The 17,627-nt window shown below is 48.9% G+C and carries 17 protein-coding genes; 16 read left to right on the top strand and 1 reads right to left on the bottom strand.

Annotation, left to right across the window (positions count from 1 at the left end; all coding sequences use genetic code 11):
* Window positions 1–183: 183 nt before the first annotated feature.
* From BWI96_RS06115 to BWI96_RS06190, 16 genes are all read left to right on the top strand, one after another.
* Complete coding sequence (locus tag BWI96_RS06115; RefSeq protein ID WP_106635946.1) at window positions 184–3,396, top strand: TonB-dependent receptor; 3,213 nt, start codon at window positions 184–186, stop codon at window positions 3,394–3,396.
* Between the two features lie 15 nt (window positions 3,397–3,411).
* A complete protein-coding gene (locus tag BWI96_RS06120) occupies window positions 3,412–4,884 on the top strand; it encodes a RagB/SusD family nutrient uptake outer membrane protein (RefSeq protein WP_106635800.1) in 1,473 nt (490 codons plus the stop codon).
* Window positions 4,885–4,974: 90 nt separating this feature from the next.
* Window positions 4,975–5,889: a dihydrodipicolinate synthase family protein gene (locus BWI96_RS06125; protein ID WP_106635801.1), complete on the top strand. Its 915-nt coding sequence runs from the start codon at window positions 4,975–4,977 to the stop codon at window positions 5,887–5,889.
* Between the two features lie 27 nt (window positions 5,890–5,916).
* Window positions 5,917–7,068 (top strand): sialidase family protein, encoded by a 1,152-nt coding sequence (locus BWI96_RS06130; protein WP_106635802.1) that lies wholly within the window; start codon window positions 5,917–5,919, stop codon window positions 7,066–7,068.
* A gap of 129 nt (window positions 7,069–7,197) precedes the next feature.
* A complete protein-coding gene (locus BWI96_RS21460; protein WP_157830232.1) occupies window positions 7,198–7,350 on the top strand; it encodes a hypothetical protein in 153 nt (50 codons plus the stop codon).
* Window positions 7,351–7,395: 45 nt separating this feature from the next.
* Complete coding sequence (locus tag BWI96_RS21465) at window positions 7,396–7,584, top strand: sialidase family protein (protein WP_232793593.1); 189 nt, start codon at window positions 7,396–7,398, stop codon at window positions 7,582–7,584.
* 339 nt (window positions 7,585–7,923) lie between these two features.
* A complete protein-coding gene (locus tag BWI96_RS06145) occupies window positions 7,924–8,850 on the top strand; it encodes a succinylglutamate desuccinylase/aspartoacylase family protein (RefSeq protein ID WP_106635805.1) in 927 nt (308 codons plus the stop codon).
* Window positions 8,843–9,658, top strand: coding sequence for an SDR family NAD(P)-dependent oxidoreductase (locus BWI96_RS06150; RefSeq protein WP_106635806.1), 816 nt, complete (start codon window positions 8,843–8,845; stop codon window positions 9,656–9,658). Before BWI96_RS06145 ends, BWI96_RS06150 begins: the two co-directional genes overlap by 8 nt.
* On the top strand, window positions 9,655–10,353 hold the full coding sequence (locus tag BWI96_RS22800) for a pyridoxal-phosphate dependent enzyme (RefSeq protein ID WP_157830233.1): 699 nt from the start codon (window positions 9,655–9,657) through the stop codon (window positions 10,351–10,353). The genes BWI96_RS06150 and BWI96_RS22800 overlap by 4 nt, the downstream gene beginning before the upstream one ends.
* Window positions 10,265–10,735 carry a pyridoxal-phosphate dependent enzyme gene (locus tag BWI96_RS22805; protein ID WP_255400612.1) on the top strand — a complete coding sequence of 157 codons (471 nt, stop codon included), beginning with the start codon at window positions 10,265–10,267 and terminating at the stop codon, window positions 10,733–10,735. The genes BWI96_RS22800 and BWI96_RS22805 overlap by 89 nt, the downstream gene beginning before the upstream one ends.
* A 14-nt stretch (window positions 10,736–10,749) precedes the next feature.
* Window positions 10,750–11,979, top strand: a complete 1,230-nt coding sequence (locus BWI96_RS06165; protein WP_106635809.1) for an MFS transporter — start codon at window positions 10,750–10,752, stop codon at window positions 11,977–11,979.
* 28 nt (window positions 11,980–12,007) lie between these two features.
* Entirely contained in the window at window positions 12,008–12,652 is a 645-nt protein-coding gene (locus tag BWI96_RS06170) for an RraA family protein (protein ID WP_106635810.1), read from the top strand.
* Window positions 12,649–13,029, top strand: coding sequence for a RidA family protein (locus tag BWI96_RS06175; RefSeq protein WP_106635811.1), 381 nt, complete (start codon window positions 12,649–12,651; stop codon window positions 13,027–13,029). Before BWI96_RS06170 ends, BWI96_RS06175 begins: the two co-directional genes overlap by 4 nt.
* Window positions 13,026–14,504, top strand: a complete 1,479-nt coding sequence (locus BWI96_RS06180; protein WP_106635812.1) for a M81 family metallopeptidase — start codon at window positions 13,026–13,028, stop codon at window positions 14,502–14,504. Before BWI96_RS06175 ends, BWI96_RS06180 begins: the two co-directional genes overlap by 4 nt.
* Window positions 14,505–14,511: 7 nt before the next feature.
* Complete coding sequence (locus tag BWI96_RS06185) at window positions 14,512–15,351, top strand: SMP-30/gluconolactonase/LRE family protein (protein WP_106635813.1); 840 nt, start codon at window positions 14,512–14,514, stop codon at window positions 15,349–15,351.
* Between the two features lie 195 nt (window positions 15,352–15,546).
* Window positions 15,547–16,620, top strand: coding sequence for a hypothetical protein (locus BWI96_RS06190; protein WP_157830235.1), 1,074 nt, complete (start codon window positions 15,547–15,549; stop codon window positions 16,618–16,620).
* Window positions 16,621–16,725: 105 nt separating this feature from the next.
* On the opposite strand, the gene BWI96_RS23175 is transcribed toward BWI96_RS06190, so the two are convergent.
* On the bottom strand, window positions 16,726–17,160 hold the full coding sequence (locus BWI96_RS23175) for a LytTR family DNA-binding domain-containing protein (protein WP_106635815.1): 435 nt from the start codon (window positions 17,158–17,160) through the stop codon (window positions 16,726–16,728).
* Between the last annotated feature and the right edge of the window lie 467 nt (window positions 17,161–17,627).

Below are 17,627 nucleotides of genomic sequence, written 5' to 3' on the forward strand. Positions count from 1 at the left end.
AGATGGTTGGTTATGCAAGATAATAGTTCGTATAGAAACGTAATACTTTAGTTAATTTTTTATACAAAATGATTGGTAATTAATTATCATTATTATATTTGTCCTACAAATGAAATTAAGAATAATATTTTGATTTTCTGATGAAGTGTAGAATAAAAATGCATGTACAAAACTTTTATCTTCATGAAAAGGAAGCTTACGTCGAAATTACTGTTAGTTCTTTTGGGAAGTGCGGGAATCTGTTTATGTATTCCATCGATTGGTCAACAGCTAGTAAAAGGAACAGTGCGTTCCGCCGAAGATCAAGCATTCATGCCGTTTGTAACCGTGGTAGTGAAAGGCATACCAAACGGCGTAACCACTGATGCCGAGGGAAAATTCTCAATAGCGGTTGCTTCAGGTCAAACACTGGTTTTCAGTTTTGTGGGGTATAGACCACGAGAAGTGACTATTTCTGCACAGACGAATCTGGATATAACCTTGGAGCCCGAATCTACTAATCTAGGCGAAGTGCTGGTGGTTGGGTATGGTACGCAGATCAGAGATAAGATTACGACGGCCATTTCGAAACTTGATAATAAGGTACTTGAAAATATCCCTTATCAAAACGCAGCATCGTCGTTGCAGGGAACTATTGCTGGGATGCGAGTTCAGAGTATTTCAGGACAACCTGGAGCGGCTCCCCGTGTAATTATCCGGGGAGGGACTTCCATTACAAATCCGAATGGAGCAGCACCTCTTTATATTATTGATGGGGTAATCAGGCCTAACCTGAACGATATCAGTTCGGAGGAAATCGAATCTATGCAAGTATTGAAAGATGCTGCATCGACCGCTATTTATGGAGCCAGGGCATCTAATGGAGTAGTAATTGTAACCACCAAAACCGGTAAAAGTGGTAAGCTTAGGGTTAATTATCAGTACAACTGGTCGCTGTCACAGTTAGCAAAAGGATATGAGCTGGCATCGGACAGAGATCTGCTTACGTATCAGCGGCTAGGTGTTCTGGCGACCTCGCAGGTTTCGGGTAACGCTACATATCTGAACCTGCTGACGGGTAAGTCGGGCTATGGGACCGGTAATGATTTGACGAATTCAACGGCTTTTACTACGCAGTATTTGACGGATGCGAACCGGCATAAACTGAACGAAGGGTGGGAAAGTATGCCTGATCCGGTAGACCCGTCCAAAACGATCATTTTTAAAGAGACGGATTTTCAGAAAGTTTTATTCCAAAATGCTATTTCACAAAACCACCACCTGTCCTTTTCAGGAGGTAGTGAGAAGGCTACATTCAGTGCTGGACTAGGGTATATGAACGCACAAGGAATAGCTATTACTACCAAATATCAACGTCTGAATTTCGACCTCAACGGAGAATTACTGGTCAATAATCGATTGAAGTTTTTTAGCAGGATGATGTATTCACGGTCAGGCAATAATCAGGTATTTTCAAACAATAGCATTTTTGAAAGATCTATTGACGTTCCAATGACGACCAAATATGTTTTTGAGGATGGATCACTAGCTCCAGGATTGGCGATGTCACTTGGCAATCCCGAGTACTATCTAAACAAACTGAAAGGAAAAAATTCGATCACCAATCTATCGATGGCTATTGGCGGACACTGGCAAATGCTGCCTGGCCTTTCGTTTGATCCGCAACTGTCGCTCTACGAAACCAGTGGTGATGGCCGTTCATTTCAGCAGGCCTATTACAATGGACCTACATCGTATATAACTACCCGTTCGGCCACGGGCTTATACGGCAAACGAACCCAGTACCAAGCCGACGGAGTGCTCAGCTATTCCAAATTGTTTCAGGGCGTTCATAATGTGGAGACAAAACTGGGGATTTCCTACTACCAGCGGGATACGACGGGGCTTAGTGCAACTGGCCAGGGTGCTTCGTCCGATTTAATTCCAACTTTGAACGCATCGGCAACTCCTCTGTCGGTATCGGGTTACGAAAGTCGGCAGGTGCTGGTGGGGTATTTTTCCCGGATTAACTACGACTATATGGACAAATACCTGGTGTCGTTAAATGCACGGTACGATGGGGCATCCAATCTGGGGGCGTCGCATCAGTGGGGGTTCTTTCCAGGAGTATCGGTTGGCTGGAATCTGCACAGGGAAAATTTCTGGAAAAGCATTTCGGAAGATAAGCTGCGGCTGAAATTACGGGCCAGTTATGGGGTCAATGGAAATATTGCGGGCCTGGCCGACTTTCAGGCACAGGGGCAGTACAGCGTCGGATCGTTGTATAATGGAAATGCGGCCATTACCAATACCATTCTACCGAATGCGAATCTGCAATGGGAACGCTCGAAAACTGTCGATCTGGGTGCCGATATTGGCCTGTTTAACAACCGGATCAGTATGCTTGTCGATGTATACCGTCGGGTAACCGATAATCTGCTGACCGATCTGAGCCTACCCTTGTCGACTGGTTTTTCCAGTGTGCGTACCAATCTGGGGAGCCTCGAAAACAAAGGGATCGAATTGGAACTAAGGGCCAGCGTGTTGCCGCCCAGCTCAACGCTGCAATGGGTGGTTTCAGTGAATGCAGCCAAAACCCTACAGAAAATCCTCAAACTTCCCGAAAATGGTAATACAAACAATCGGATTGGTGGCATTGAAATCTGGGACGATGCAACCAAATCGTACGTTTACAAAGGTGGTTTGCAGGAAGGCGGTCGGGTTGGCGATATGTTCTCGTACAAACAACTTGGGATTTATTCCACTGACGAGGAAGCTGCCAAAGCTCCAATCGATTACCTGATTACCCGAAGCAACCGCACCAAATACGGGGGGGATGTGATCTGGCTGGATGCCGATGGCAACGGCTCTATCGATGCCCGCGACCGGGTGTATGTAGGAAATCCATACCCTACTTGGACGGGTGGCATTTCAAATACCTTAAGCTACAAAGGTCTTAGTTTCTACGTTCGGGCCGATTACACAACGGGGCATACGATTTTCAACTACCCGCGTGCTCAGATGATAGGACAGTTTCAGGGCGATATCAACATCTCGAAAGAAGCTCTCCAGTCGTGGAAGAAACCGGGCGATCGGACGGAGGTTCCAAAATATTACTGGGCCGATCAGAACGCACAAAACAACCTGTTTCGCAATGCTCTGTCAGCTAATGGCAGTAACTCTCGATACTACGAATCTGGTGATTTTCTCTGTTTCCGGGAAGTATCCTTGTCGTATATTCTGCCTAAAAAAATGGCTGGTTTTCTTACACTTCAGGGCGTTCGCATGAACCTTACCGTACAGAATCTGGGATATATTACGGGCTACAAAGGCCTGAATCCGGAAGAAGGCGGTACTGACCGGGGACGCTACCCACTCCCCCGGACTTTTATGTTTGGTTTGAATGTCACGCTTTAAACGAACAGCACTCTCATGAAAAAGCAATTACGTTTCCTCTACATAACGCTGCTGGGAGTAATTATAACCTCCTGTACCGAAAATCTTGAGCTGCAACCGACCAGTGTCATCAGTAATGCTTCGTTTTGGAAAACACAGGATGATGCGACTGGGGGTATCTATGGCATGTACGTCAATCTTCGGGCCCAGGCGAGCAAGAACCTATTTTTGTGGGGCGAAGCCCGGAGTGAAACCGTTGGTGCAGGGGTGCAGGGGCTGGATGGCCGGGATCTTTTCTACCTCAACCAACTGGATGCGACCAATTCCGGGCCCGACTGGCAGGGCATGTACACGGTTATACACCATGCCAACCTCATTATTAAGTACGTACCGGGTATTTCATTTACGTCGGAAGCTACCAAAAACAATATTCTGGCACAGGCCTATGCCATGCGTGCCTACGTTTACTTCTGTATGGTCAGAACCTGGGGTGAATTACCGCTGGTAACCGAACCTACCGAAAATTTCGACCCCACTTCGATTCAGCGGGAGCGGTCGTCGGTGGCGAATGTGTTTACCCTCATTAAAAGCGATCTGGACAAGTCCCTGGCTTTATTCTCCAACAATACCTTTCCGACCGGGCGAAACGTATGGAGCAAACCCGCATTGAATGCACTGAAAGGGGATGTGTATCTGTGGACGGCCAAAAAAGTGGCTGGCGGAAAGGCCGATTATAATACTGCTCTGGAGGCTCTCAACCAGGTGAAATCGTCGGATGTGGCCTTGATGAGCAATTATAACGATATTTTCGACTATACCACCAAGGGCAATAAGGAAATCATCTTTGCAATCAACTTCAAACGGAATGAAGTGACAGACAACGACTATGCGAATATGTACTTCTCACCAGCCTACGTCCCGAAAGACATCAACACCGAAGTGGCTGCGGCTCTGGGCGTAGCCGCTGGTCAGAATTTCTGGGCACCGGCAGCGGCTTTCCGGTCGCAGTTTACCGACGACGACCAGCGTAAGAGCGGAACGTTTCGGGAGATTTACACAGCCTCTAGTGGCGTTTCGAAATTCTATGGGGCGTTTGCCGTCAAATTCAACGGTATTGTTGATTTGGGAGTCCGCTATTTTCTGGACGACTATATCGTGTATCGCTATGCCGATATTCTGTTGATGATCGCCGAAGTCAAAAATGCACTCGGTCAGGACCCTTCGTCGGAAATCATGCAGGTACGGACCCGGGCTTATGGTAGCAAAGTCGGTGCCTATGCATTTACCAACGGCTCGCAGGCACAGAATGACGATGTGATTCTTCAGGAACGTTTGCTGGAGTTAGGTCTGGAAGGAAAACGCTGGTGGGATCTGGTTCGCTTTAACAAAGTGTTCGACAAAGTAGCCTCGTTGAAAGACCGTACTGGAAAAGATTATTTACTGCTTTTCCCGATTTCGGCCAATACGCTTAGCCTTGAAAATAAGATCAAGCAAAACCCCGGATACTGACAGATTAGGTTAATCCTGTAAGAAAACCATTTGCCCTAGTCGCTGTCTATCAATACATTAGCCTATTTTGACAAGTTTAAATACACATACATGTTTAGTAAATCAGTATTAGGAGGTGTATGGCCTGCCTTGCTCACACCTGTGCATCCGGACGGAGCACCTAACTTTGCGGAGCTGGAAAAAATTGTCCAGTTATTTATCGACCAGCAGTTAGGCGGTATTTACGTACTGGGATCAACGGGGCAGGGCGTGTTGTTTACCGAAAAGCAGCGGCTCGACGTTACCCTGAAAGTAATGGAACTGGTCGGAAACCGGATGCCCGTGATGACGCAGGTAGGAGCTATCAACACCCGCGAATCGATCCGATTAGCACAGGCGGCCGAAAAATCAGGCGTATATGGCATCTCATCGGTAGCACCAATTTATTACCAGGGAGGAACAGTGCAAGCCTTAGCCCACTACCGGGCCATCAGTTCGTCAGTTAATATCCCCTTCTTTCCATACCATGTTGGTAACCAGAGTATTTTTGGGGGCGATGTACAACCGTATCTGGAACAGCTGCTGGCCCTTCCCAATATTCAGGGAATGAAACTGACTACCCAGAATCTGTACGAAATTAGCCTGATGCACATTCTGGCAGGTGACGACCTGATTCTGTTTAGTGGGGCCGATGAGCTGTTTTGTCAGGCCGCCTTGTGCGGGACTGTTGGGGCCATCGGCAGTTTTTACAATCTGTGGGGCGAAGAGTGTGCCTATGTGTATCAGGCTTTCAAGGCCGGAAATGTTGAACTGGGCAAGCGGTTTATGCTGACTTTTCAGGAAATTATCCATGCCGTTCTGCCCAATGCCTGGACGTTTTTTCAGCAGGCTATGTTTATGAAACACGGCATCGACGTTGGTTTGCCCAACCCGCCCTTAGGTATAGGAAATCAACCCTGGAAAGCAGAAGACGTACAGCAGATTCTGGATAAAATGGCGGTCGTGAGTGGTATTGCCAGTGAATAATTTTCGACGAGACGATTCTTAATCAAGATGACTAAAATAGCACAATTCTATGTCTGTTTTTGGCTGACCATTACTGGCTGCCTGGGGCAGGAACCGGTAGTATTCAATGAACAAACCGGTAAAATTACAGCCACTGGTGCCTGGATTCCCCAAAACGTCGACGAGATGAAAGGGCTTTTGATGGGGCCGTTTATACGCAATTCTGACGGACACATGGTGGCCATCGAAGGGCAAAATTGCATGATCAGTAAGGACGAAGGTAAAACCTGGCAACCGTATCCCCTGTTTGCAAAGCCCGAAAAATTCAACATTTCGGGGGAGCGGGCCATGCTCAAAACGCGAAGTGGCGTGCTCATCTTTGCTTTTTTGAACTTGGCCGAACGGAGCGGGTGGAAATGGGATCGTACCCTTTCCGATACGCCCGGTGCTATTCTGCCAACCTATGCCATGCGTAGTCTGGATGGGGGGCGTACCTGGCAGGAGCCGAAACGGTTGCATACCGAGCATACGGGTGCCATTCGGAGCATGATCGAAACTCGCGACGGAAATGTGATTTTTACCTCCATGATGATGCGACACAATCCGGGCCACCATACGGTACTGACTTACACCACCCGCGACGATGGTCAGACCTGGGAACGGTCCAACATTATTGATATGGGCGGTATCGGCGACCATAGCGGGGTTACCGAATCGACCATCGAACAATTGAAGGATGGACGTATCTGGCAATTGATGCGAACCAACTGGGGGACATTCTGGGAGGCTTTTTCGGACAACGAAGGCATTACTTGGACCACCATTCGCCCTACCTCGATTGATGCCAGTTCGGCACCGGGGCAACTCAAACGGCTGGCCAGTGGCAAACTGGTACTGCTCTGGAACCGTCGTTTTCCCGAAGGCAAGACAACCTACCCGTTCCGGGGGGGCGACCGGCAGTTTTCGGAAGTAGCCGCCAGCAACTACCGCGAAGAACTGTCGATTGCGTTTTCGGACGATGACGGCAAAAGCTGGAGTAAGCCCAAAGTGATTGCCAAGTCGTACACGATTCAGAACCGCGACACGGGCAAAGCCTGGATTGCCTACCCTTATATTTTTGAAGTCAGTCCGGGCCGATTATGGGTCACTACCATGCAGGGCGATCTTCGCATTGCGTTCAACGAAGTTGATTTTTATTGATTTACAGAGTGTTATGAAATATGTCGGAAGATTGTCTGACTGGGTAATAGGGAACTTGCTCATCTCGCTCGGATTCCTGTTGACGTTGCCTGTCATGGCTCAGAGAGTCATGGCAGACTGGCAGACGATATGTCTGAACGTATACTTTGGCTGGAACCCGGCGGCGACAATCCCCGAAATAGCGAGGACAATTTTGTAACGCTCAAAAATGGGCAGATTCTGTTTGTCTATTCGCATTACACTGGGAAATCGATCGATGATAATGCTGTCTATCTGGTCTGACGATATTCACGCGATGGAGGTAAAACCTGGACTACCAGTGAATCTGTGCCTAATCCAACGTTGATTGTGACCCAGGAGCCCGGCCTGATTGAACTGAAGGGTGGCCGGATCATGATGTTTATTCGGGCCAATCAGGGTTTTCAAGCCATGAACTTTTCGGTTGATCAGGGCAAAACCTGGAGTCTTGCACAGAACACGACTATTCATTCGCTAGTATCGCCTGCATCCAGTTGACGGGTGATCTGCTGCTGGTCTAGAACAACATTAAAACTACCGAAAAGCCTGGCAGAAAGGCATGCGAACCCCATTAACCATCGCTCTTTCATCCGATGAGGGAAGATCTTGGAAATACATCTGGGATATAGTATAGAAACCGACCCTGGCGGCTGGTACTGTTACACCACAATTCATTTTACCACTAAAGACGTACTGTTGAGTACCGGAAGCCAGTTGGCCAAAACCCACCTCTCCGTGCTTGAGATTCGCAAAATGAGCCAAAAATCGCTCTATAAATGAGCGTAAGAGTGGTCGAACGTAATCAATGACCCCGTTTTCACTCAATGCAATAAATAGATGGAATTGTTTACCGCAGAGAAAATCAATGCTTTGGAGCCTGGGCCGCATGTGTTATTCGTTGCTGGGGTGCATGGCGATGAATACGAACCCATGCTGGCGGTTGAAAAGCTTCAGCATAGCTTGCCCAATCAGTTGCAGAAGGGAACGATTACGTTGGTTCGTGTGGCTAACCAAAGTGCCTTTCGTCGGAGTGCTCGCTGTGGCGATGATCAGATGGATTTGGCTCGTACCTGCCCAGGCAACCCCGATGGGAGCCTTACGGAACGAGTGGCATCGGGCCTGAGCAAGCTGATTGAGACGGCTGATTACTTGGTCGATCTGCATACCGGCGGGGTTATGTTCGACATTTCGCCTCTGGCCGGGTATATGCTTCATCCCGACGAAACCATTCTGGAAATGCAGCGTAAAATGGCCTGGGCGTGTGGCCTACCTATTGTGTGGGGCACCGAGCCGACTCCACAGGGACGGACTTTATCCGTAGCTCGCGATGCGGGTATTCCGGCCATTTATCTCGAATACGGTGGAGGAACGGGTATTCGAATCCAGGCAGTTGCCGCCTATCAACAAGCTTGTGTCAACGTACTGTCTCTACTCGAAATGGTTGCAGCTACGTACACACCACAACCTGAGTCGGAAGTATTCTGGGTGGAAGATTACCGGGATAATAGCGGGTACTTGCAAGCCATGATGCCCTCGCCCATCGACGGAATTTTTGTCAGAGAGGTTGGTCTCGGCCGTTTCGTAAAGCAAGGAGACCGCTGGGGGAAAGTAGTCGATGTGATTAATGGGACTGAGGCCGAGGTATTTTGTGATAAAGGCGGGATGGTGTTTTTGCGAAGGGAATTGGTGAATGTAAAGCAGGGAGATGCTTTGGGCGGAATTTTACCCATTTCAGAACCCGGTAAAATTGTAATTTATGCATAAGTCGAACGTGGTAATCATTACGGGGGCGGCCGGAGGAATCGGCAGGGCTACGGCTCATGCTTTTGCCGCTGAAGGATATCGTCTGACCCTGAGTGATCTCGACGAAAACGCTCTTATCGGGTTGGCTGCTGAGTTGAGTAGTCAATATGCAACTAGGTGCTTTCCATTGGCTGGGGATCTGGCCGATAGTACCTATCTACAGGCTATTGTCTCGGAAACCGTAGCAAAATGGGGGAGTATCAATGTACTGGTCAATAACGCGGCCTGGAGGACCCTGGAAAGCCTGCGAACCATGAAACTGGATGATTGGGAACGAACCTTGAAGGTATGCCTGACGGCCCCAGCTTTCCTGACCAAATGGGCGGCTGAAGTGATGGAAGCTAACGGCAATCCGGGGGTTATTATCAACATTACCAGCATGATGGCCAGCCGTCCTTCAGGAATGGGATCGGGCTATATAGCTGCCAAAGGAGGATTGGAAAGCCTAATCAGGGAAACAGCTGCTACCTATGGCCGCAGTGGAATCCGAGTGGTGGGCGTAGCACCCGGTTATGTCGAAACACCCTTGAGCCGGGATTACCAGGGCGAAGATGGTGAAAACATCAGCCAGCAACTAATTGATGAACTGGTTGATTTTGTCCCTCTAGGCCGTGGAGGCGACCCGGCAGAAATCGCAGAAGCCATTCGCTGGCTGGCCTCCGGATCGGCCTCGTACATCACCGGCACCACCTTGCTGGTCGATGGTGGGTTCAGCCCCAACTTCAATAAATACTCGATTAAAAAACGTCAATTGCCCAACGAATTTTGAAAACAATCTGGACATATGCGGAACACTTACCATCGGTACCAAAAGCCAGTCGTCTGTATCTGGGCGAAGGCGGAACACCCCTGGTGAAATCCCGTTATATCGGCAACGCAATCGGTCTTGAACACCTCTATTTCAAGCTGGAAAACCTGAATCCCACTGGGTCGTATAAGGATCGGTTTGCGTCAGTACTGGTCAGTCAGATGCAAGTGGCTGGTCAGAAGGTTTGTATTGCTACTTCTAGCGGAAATACGGGGGCCGCGTTATCGGCATTCTGTGCCGCGGCCGGTATTCGGTGTGTTCTGGTGGTGGTAGATGGAGCACCTATACCGAAAATCCGCCAGATGCAACTCTATGGGGCCGAAATCCTGATGGTAAAAGACTTTGGGAAAAGTGCTAGGGTCACCGGAGAGGTATTTACCAGACTGGCCGAAATCTGTCAGGATCATCGGCTTCCCTTACCCATCAGTGCCTTTTACTATTGTCCCTCCGCCATGCAGGGGGTACAAACGATGGTGTACGAAATCATGGAGCAGTTGCCCCAGGCTCCCGACCACATTTTTCGCCCGCGGCGGTGGCGGCCTTACGCTGGCTATTGGCCGGGGAGTATTGTCGGCAAAGGCGGCTACCAAAGTGCATTGTGTACAGCCCGAAGGCAACGATACCATTGCTTCAGCCTTACGGTGGGGGCAGGATAAAGCCATTCCGGTCGATTATTCTACTACCCGGATCAGTGGATTGCAGGTGGCCAATGTGATTGATGGCACCGAAGTGGTACAAATCTGCCGGCAGTTGGGCGGTACGGGCTATGTGGTTACGGACGGACAGGTGTTCAACTGGCACCAGGAACTGGCCCGCCGGGAAGGGATTTTCGGCGAACCGGCCGGAGCCGTGGCATTGACTGGGGTTGTTCAGGCTCTTAAACGGGGTGAAATCGATCCGTCGGATGTGGTGGTTTGCCCGGTAACTGGTAGCGGGTTTAAAGATATGAATACTGTAGAGCGAAATTTTGTGTTGCCGGACATCTCGGCGATAGACATAACGGTAGGTATCGACCGAATTGAGCAATACGTATCCTAATTGATTTTCTAGACATGAACAAACAACGGTTTTTTCCTGCGTCAATCTATCCATGGGTAGTAGTAGGTCTGCTGTGTATAGTGGGATGCCTGAACTACCTGGACAGAATGATGATTACGACTATGCGGCTATCCATCGTGGAGTCAATCCCGATGAGCGAGTCCCAGTTTGGCTTACTGACTTCTCTGTTTCTGTGGGTTTACGGATTGTTAAGCCCCTTCTCCGGGTTTCTGGCCGACCGCTTCAGTCGCAGTAAAGTAATCATAGTCAGCTTGTTCATCTGGTCGCTGGTTACGCTGATGACCTCTTATGTGACTACGTTCGAAGGCTTGTTGCTGACGAGGGCACTGATGGGTATCAGCGAAGCCTGTTATATTCCGGCCGCCCTGGCCCTGATTGCGGATTACCACCAGGGGGACAGCCGCTCGTTGGCAACGGGAATACACATGGGCGGGATCATGATCGGCCAAAGCCTCGGATTTATTGGTGGCTGGCTAGCCGAAGACCAAACCTGGAACTACGTATTTTTCATATTCGGTATTGTGGGAGTCATTTATGCCGTTGTTCTGCTGTTTACGTTGCGGGATTGTGCTGCTGATCCTGTTTTGGAAAATCGCCCTCAGGAAAAAAGCGTAGGCATTTGGGAAGCCGTTCGGGTACTGTTCAGTAACCGGTCCTATTGGCTGGCCATTGGGTTCTGGGGAATTGCCGGTGTAGTTACCTGGATGATTGCTGGCTGGCTGCCCACCTATTTTCAGGAACATTTCAGCCTAACCCAAAGCATGGCCGGGGTTTATGCTACGGGTTACTTTTACCCGGTTTCGCTGGTGGGCGTGATTCTGGGCGGTTTCCTGGCCGACCGCTGGAGCCGTCGTAATCCGAAAGGGAGAATTTTTGTGCCGATCATCGGGCTGGTTATCGCTGCTCCGGCTGTGTTTTTTGCCGGGAGTACCGATGTGCTGGCATTAGCCATTCTCGGCTTTACTACCTACGCGTTTACCCGTACGTTTCTGGATGCCAACATGATGCCGATATTATGCCTGGTTGTCGACCAACGGTACCGGGCAACGGGCTATGGCATCATTAATCTGGTATCGACCAGTATCGGAGGTATCGGGTTATATGCTGCCGGAGCAATCCGGGATGCCCACTTAGATCTGAGCCTGTTTTTCCGGATGGGATCGGTTGCCCTGCTTGCATCGGCTGCTTTGTTATACCGGGTTAGAACATCAGCTGAATCGTAAATAAAAATCAATTAAGTGTTTTCATATTATGAATCTGAATGAGTTAAAAGAACGGCTGTATGTGGCCGTGGTAAGTGACGTACTGGACCAGATGGGCTATACCCACCAGGCAACGCGTATCCCGTTTAATGCCTACACCGGAATACCCAAATTGATGGGGCGGTGTAAAACTACCCTTTGGGCCGATATGTATGATGTGGATCCAAACCCGTATGATCTCGAACTGAAAGCTGTGGATAGCTGCCAACCCGGCGATGTGTTAATTGCCGCTGCGGGTGGATCGGATCGGTCCGGTATCTGGGGCGAGTTACTGTCAACGGCGGCCCAGAACAGCGGCTGTGTGGGTGTAATTATTCACGGTGGTGTGAGAGACATTGACAAGATGAGGGCAATGCAGTTCCCGGTTTTTGCCACCTCCAGGAACCCCTACGACAGTCAGAACCGGCAACGGGTAATCGACATGGACGTAACAGTCGAGATTGACGGAGTCCGGTTTTCACCGGGCGATATGGTGATGGCCGATGAAGATGGTATCGTGGTAATTCCGAAGGCTATTGAGCAGGAAGTTATCCAGGCGGCTCTGAACAAGGTTTCGGCTGAGAACGTAACCCGCGATGCGATTAAAAATGGAATGAAGGCTACCGAAGCCTATTTAAAATTTGGTATATTATGAGGACGAAAAAAACAGTGGTTACTGGTAGTGAGGTACCCCAAAGTCATTTGCCCTTTTCGCCCGGCATTATTTCGGGTAACTACCTGTTTGTTTCCGGCCAGGCATCGGTCGACGATAAAGGTGTGATTGTGATCGATACGTTTGCGGGCGAATGCCGCCGTTCATTTGATAACCTGAAACGGATTGTTGAAGCGGCAGGAGCCACGCTGGAGGAGGCCGTTCAGGTACGAAACTATGTCGGTAAAGCCGAAGACATTACTGAGTTCAATGCCATCTATCGTGAATATTTTAAAGAGCCCTTCCCGGCCCGTACCACGCTGGTCGGATGCTTGGGCAATGTGCTGAAGTTTGAAGTAGATGCCGTAATTGCCTTATGAAAAAGCGGGTAGCCCTGATGGGTATTTATCATGAAACGAATACGTTTATTGATACGCCCACTACACTAGATGATTTTCAGAGCAATTTCTGGCTGGTGGGCGACCGGATACTGGCCGAATACGCCGGGGCATATCACGAGATCAGTGGCATAATTGAAGTGATCACTGCGGCCGACGATATGGAGCTTGTTCCCGTGTTTTACGCGATGGCCACTCCCGGCGGGATGATTGACAAACGGACCTATGAAACTATTCTGGCCGAATTATGGCGTAATATGGACCTGTGCGGCCCGATGGATGGCTGTGTCGTGGTGCCACACGGTGCCGGCGTGGCCGAAGGGTACCCGGACATGGATGGTCACTGGCTGACGGAGCTTCGACGAAAGCTGGGGCCAAAGGTTCCGATAACGGGTACATTGGACCCTCACGCTAATGTCAGTCCGGCTATAGCCAACGCTACTGACGCATTGGTCGCTTATGCCAGTAATCCCCACATTGACCAGCGTATTGCCGGACTGAAAGCCGCCCGGTTGCTGGTTAGAATATTACGGGGTGAAATCAAACCGCTGCAAAAACTGGTGCAACTACCGCTGGCTATTAGCATCGAACAGCAGTATACGTCGCAGGAACCTTGCAAATGCCTGATCGCTACCATGAATCAATGGGCCGGGGAGAAGGGGTTTGTTTCGGCCAGTTTGCTGCTTGGGTTTCCCTATGCCGATGTGGCGGAAATGGGTTCGGGCTTTTTGTTGGTAGCCGATGCACAGGATGTAGAGAGGACGACCAGAGATCTGGAAGATGTGGCACATCAGTTAACAACCTATGTGCTAGATCGGCGGGCATCATTCAATGGCGAAAAAATAAGCATTGGACAGGTGTATGAAACATTACTGGGTCTGGCAAAGCCTGTACTGCTGTTGGACATGGGCGATAATGTAGGCGGTGGCGGACCGGGTAATAGTTCGGTACTGATCGAATACCTGGAAAATAAATCCTTCTCAAAAGTATTTATCTGCCTGGCCGATCCAGATGCGGTGAAAACAGCATTTATGTTTTCTATCGGCGACCTTTTCCTGGTCACGATCAGAACCGTTCAGGGAGCGTGGACAACCAAGGTGATTTTGCGGCAATTGAGCGATGGTATTTTTAAGGAAGATCAGCCCAAACACGGCGGGTTTGTGAATTACAATATGGGCAATACGGTCGTTGTCGAAACCCTGACCGGTAATACTATCATGCTCACCAGTCGCCGCACTCCGCCTTACAGCTTAGGCCAGATGACTGCCTTTGGGCTTGATCCCGCCGCCTTCGATATCATTATTGCTAAAGGCGTTAATGCTCCGATAGCTGCTTACGCATCGGTTTGCCCCTCCATCGTGCAGATCGATACGCCCGGCGTGACCCAAGCCGACATGACGCTTTTCACGTACCGTCACCGCCGAAAACCCATGTATCCTTTCGAAGACGTTAAATAAACAGATAATGCAGGTAACCGTTCAACAATTAGTGAACCTCCCTTTTTACACCGAGGGCCCAGTATTAGGTCCTGACGGTCGTTGTTTTTTTACAACCTTATCGGGGGGGATGATCGGTACGGTCGGGGAGAATGGAACAGTTGAGCCGTGGGGTAAAACAGTATGCCCGAACGGACAAGTGATATCGGCTGAGGGCTTACATTTGGTTTGTGATAGTCAACAGGCAGGCATTGCTCGGTTTGATACGTCAGGTAATTTTATCGATTATCTCGTAAAAGAAACGATAGCCAAGACAACAATTTGTACACCCAATGACCTGATTCTGGATAGCCATCAAAACCTCTATTTTACGGACTCTATTCATGTAGATGGGAAGGTATTTTTTAAAGGGGCGGATGGCACTGAAAAATTGGTACTACGGGACATCCATTACGCCAACGGATTAGGGCTATCACCCGATGAACGCACGCTTTACGTAGCCGAAAGCTATCGGAATCGGATTCTTGCCATCGAATTGACCGAACCGGGCGTAGCCCGGAGTAAAGCGGAGGTTTTTATTCAGTTACCGCAACATCCGTCCGGTGAACTGACCCGTAATCTTCCCGACGGGATCGCTATAGCCCCCGATAGTAGTGTATGGGTAGCCCACTATGGGATGCAAGCCGTTCAGGTGGTGGATATAGACGGACATTTACGTTTCAGTATCGATACACAACTGCCACTGACCAGCAACCTCTGTTTTGTAGAATGGAGCAGGTACAAGCAGGTTTTATTGGTGACTGGAGGCTACGGCGAGCCGGGACCGGGAGCCGTAATGCGTATTAGCGTGACACATGGGAAAAATTAGATATGAAATCTCCAGCCCGGCAACGGCTGGAGAGGGCGAACGATCCGTTAACAGCCAGCCGTTCAATACCTATATATACATGAAACGGCGATGCGATTAGCTTTTAGCCCACAACTCCACCGTTGGCGGGATAGGTCTTGAGATGAATAAAAGACTTAACTAATAGCCAATGCTGACAGCTTAATTTTTATTCGCATGAAAATAGTACATCTGACATTCTGGATTCTGGTTATGCTAGTGACAAAAAATGGGATGTTCCAAATGGCAATCCAATGGGAGCCCTTGCCAAAACTGCCTGACCCCAAAGGGCGGGCGGGCATGTTTGCCGGAGTAAGCGACGAGGCCATTGTTGCTGTTGGTGGGGCCAATTTTCCGGATACTCTGCCCTGGGAAGGAGGCAAGAAAAAATGGTACGACGATATTTTTGTGCTGGAAAAAGGCAAAAAGGGGTGGAAGACAGCCAAACATACATTTCCTGGAGCGTGTGGCTATGGCGTCTCCATTACCTATAAAAACCAGTTGATTGTCATTGGCGGTAGCAATGCCAAGGAGCATTTGACTCAGGTAGTGGGCGTTGAATGGAAGGGCGGCGATGTGATGCTGACCAAATACCCGGCATTGCCGTACCCGCTGGCCCAGATGGGTGGCTTCCTGACCGACAATATGATTGTGCTGATCGGTGGCAATCGATCCCCTACGGCACCTCCTATGCATACCTGTCTTGTACTGGACTTGAAAAATCTAAAAGCGGGTTGGCAACAGAACGACACCTTTCCAGGAGTTGCCAGAGTTTTCCCGGTTTGTGGCGTTTACCATGGGGATGGCTACCTGTTCAGTGGCGAAACCCAGGGAATCAATACAAAAGGTAATAAGTACCGGGATATTCTGTTGGATGTCTACCGCATTCGAGTGAAGCGGCTTGAAGGAATGCCATTCCTGACTTGGGAAAAGCTGGCCCCGATGCCTAGAGGCATGTCAGCGGGTGGTGGTACGGTTCCGCTGTTGAATGGCAATCAGTTCTTTTTCTGGGGTGGGGTTGATGCTGTAACAGCCGGCTGGAAAACACCCGCCAAACACCCCGGCATCATTCGCAGTATGCTGATATATAAACCCGAAACCGATGAATGGGAGTATCTGGGCGAAGAGCGTACCTATGAATCCCGAGTAACCTTACCGGTTGTTTACTGGCAGGGATTGTGGGTGTATATTAGTGGAGAAACATTCCCAGGTGTACGTACGCCGTCAATCATTGGCATTAAAGGTATTTGATATACAAATGTACCTTAGTTATAGATTTTTAGAAGAGAAACAAGAACGTTGGCGACTATCTCCAAGGTTAGAGTAAGAACCCTGTACAGGAGTAGAGACAGGATGTCAATGTCTCTTGAAATAGGGTTCAATCGACTGGATCGCATTACGATTGATGAGCATTTGTCGGTTGATGTGGTAAAACTGATGTGAATTGCAAACCGACTCGATGTATTCCAGATTTTTCAGGAGCGGGTGCCGCTCTCCGCTGAACGTATACAACTGAACGAGTTCACACTCAATGGTGATGGCCACAATGTCTTTAGTGTAAATGACGATGGATTTTTCGCGGTGCTGGGTCCGAAAACTTTTCTCTCGGGAAGCTACCCATAAAGCGGGATTGACAACCTTATGGCTATATCGATATACTGAAAAATCGCGAAGCTGTGCCCATCGGCGAGCTGAATGTCCAGAAAGATCAGGTCGATTTTGCTGTGGTGCTTCGTCAGAAAAGCAACGGTCTCCGTAATTCGAGCGTGGCCGTTTTGTCGGGCTTAGCAGTACCGTAGCTTGTCTAAAACTTTCGGATGAATAGCTTTGGCTTGCTTGATTTTAAGTTCCTTAAAAAGTTTCAACATGGCTTTATATCGAGTTAGTTGGGGTCGGTCTGCATGCAAGTCTAATGTTTCTAATTCTTGGTATTTCCCTATACTGATAAGAAAATCAACAAATAAACACCCAGAGCTTCGGTATGATTATCAAATCCCTCAGACCTAACAGGGTCACTTCCTGCATTCTTTGCTGCTTCGTTAACCACCTGAAACATTTGAAGAATATCTAATATCTCATGCTCCCTTATATAGCTTAGTCCTTTTGCTATTCCTTAAAATACTTCACGATATAAAACCTCATAGCTGTTTTTGACAATCTATGCTTTCTCTTATAGTATCCCTCTCTAAATAGCTACGCAACAAAGCCATATTCAACTCTAATACACAACAGAAATAGTTGTAATGACGAATAAATAT

Origin of the sequence: Siphonobacter sp. SORGH_AS_0500 (genome assembly GCF_002838835.1) — a bacterium.
In the GTDB taxonomy this organism is placed as follows: domain Bacteria; phylum Bacteroidota; class Bacteroidia; order Cytophagales; family Spirosomataceae; genus Siphonobacter.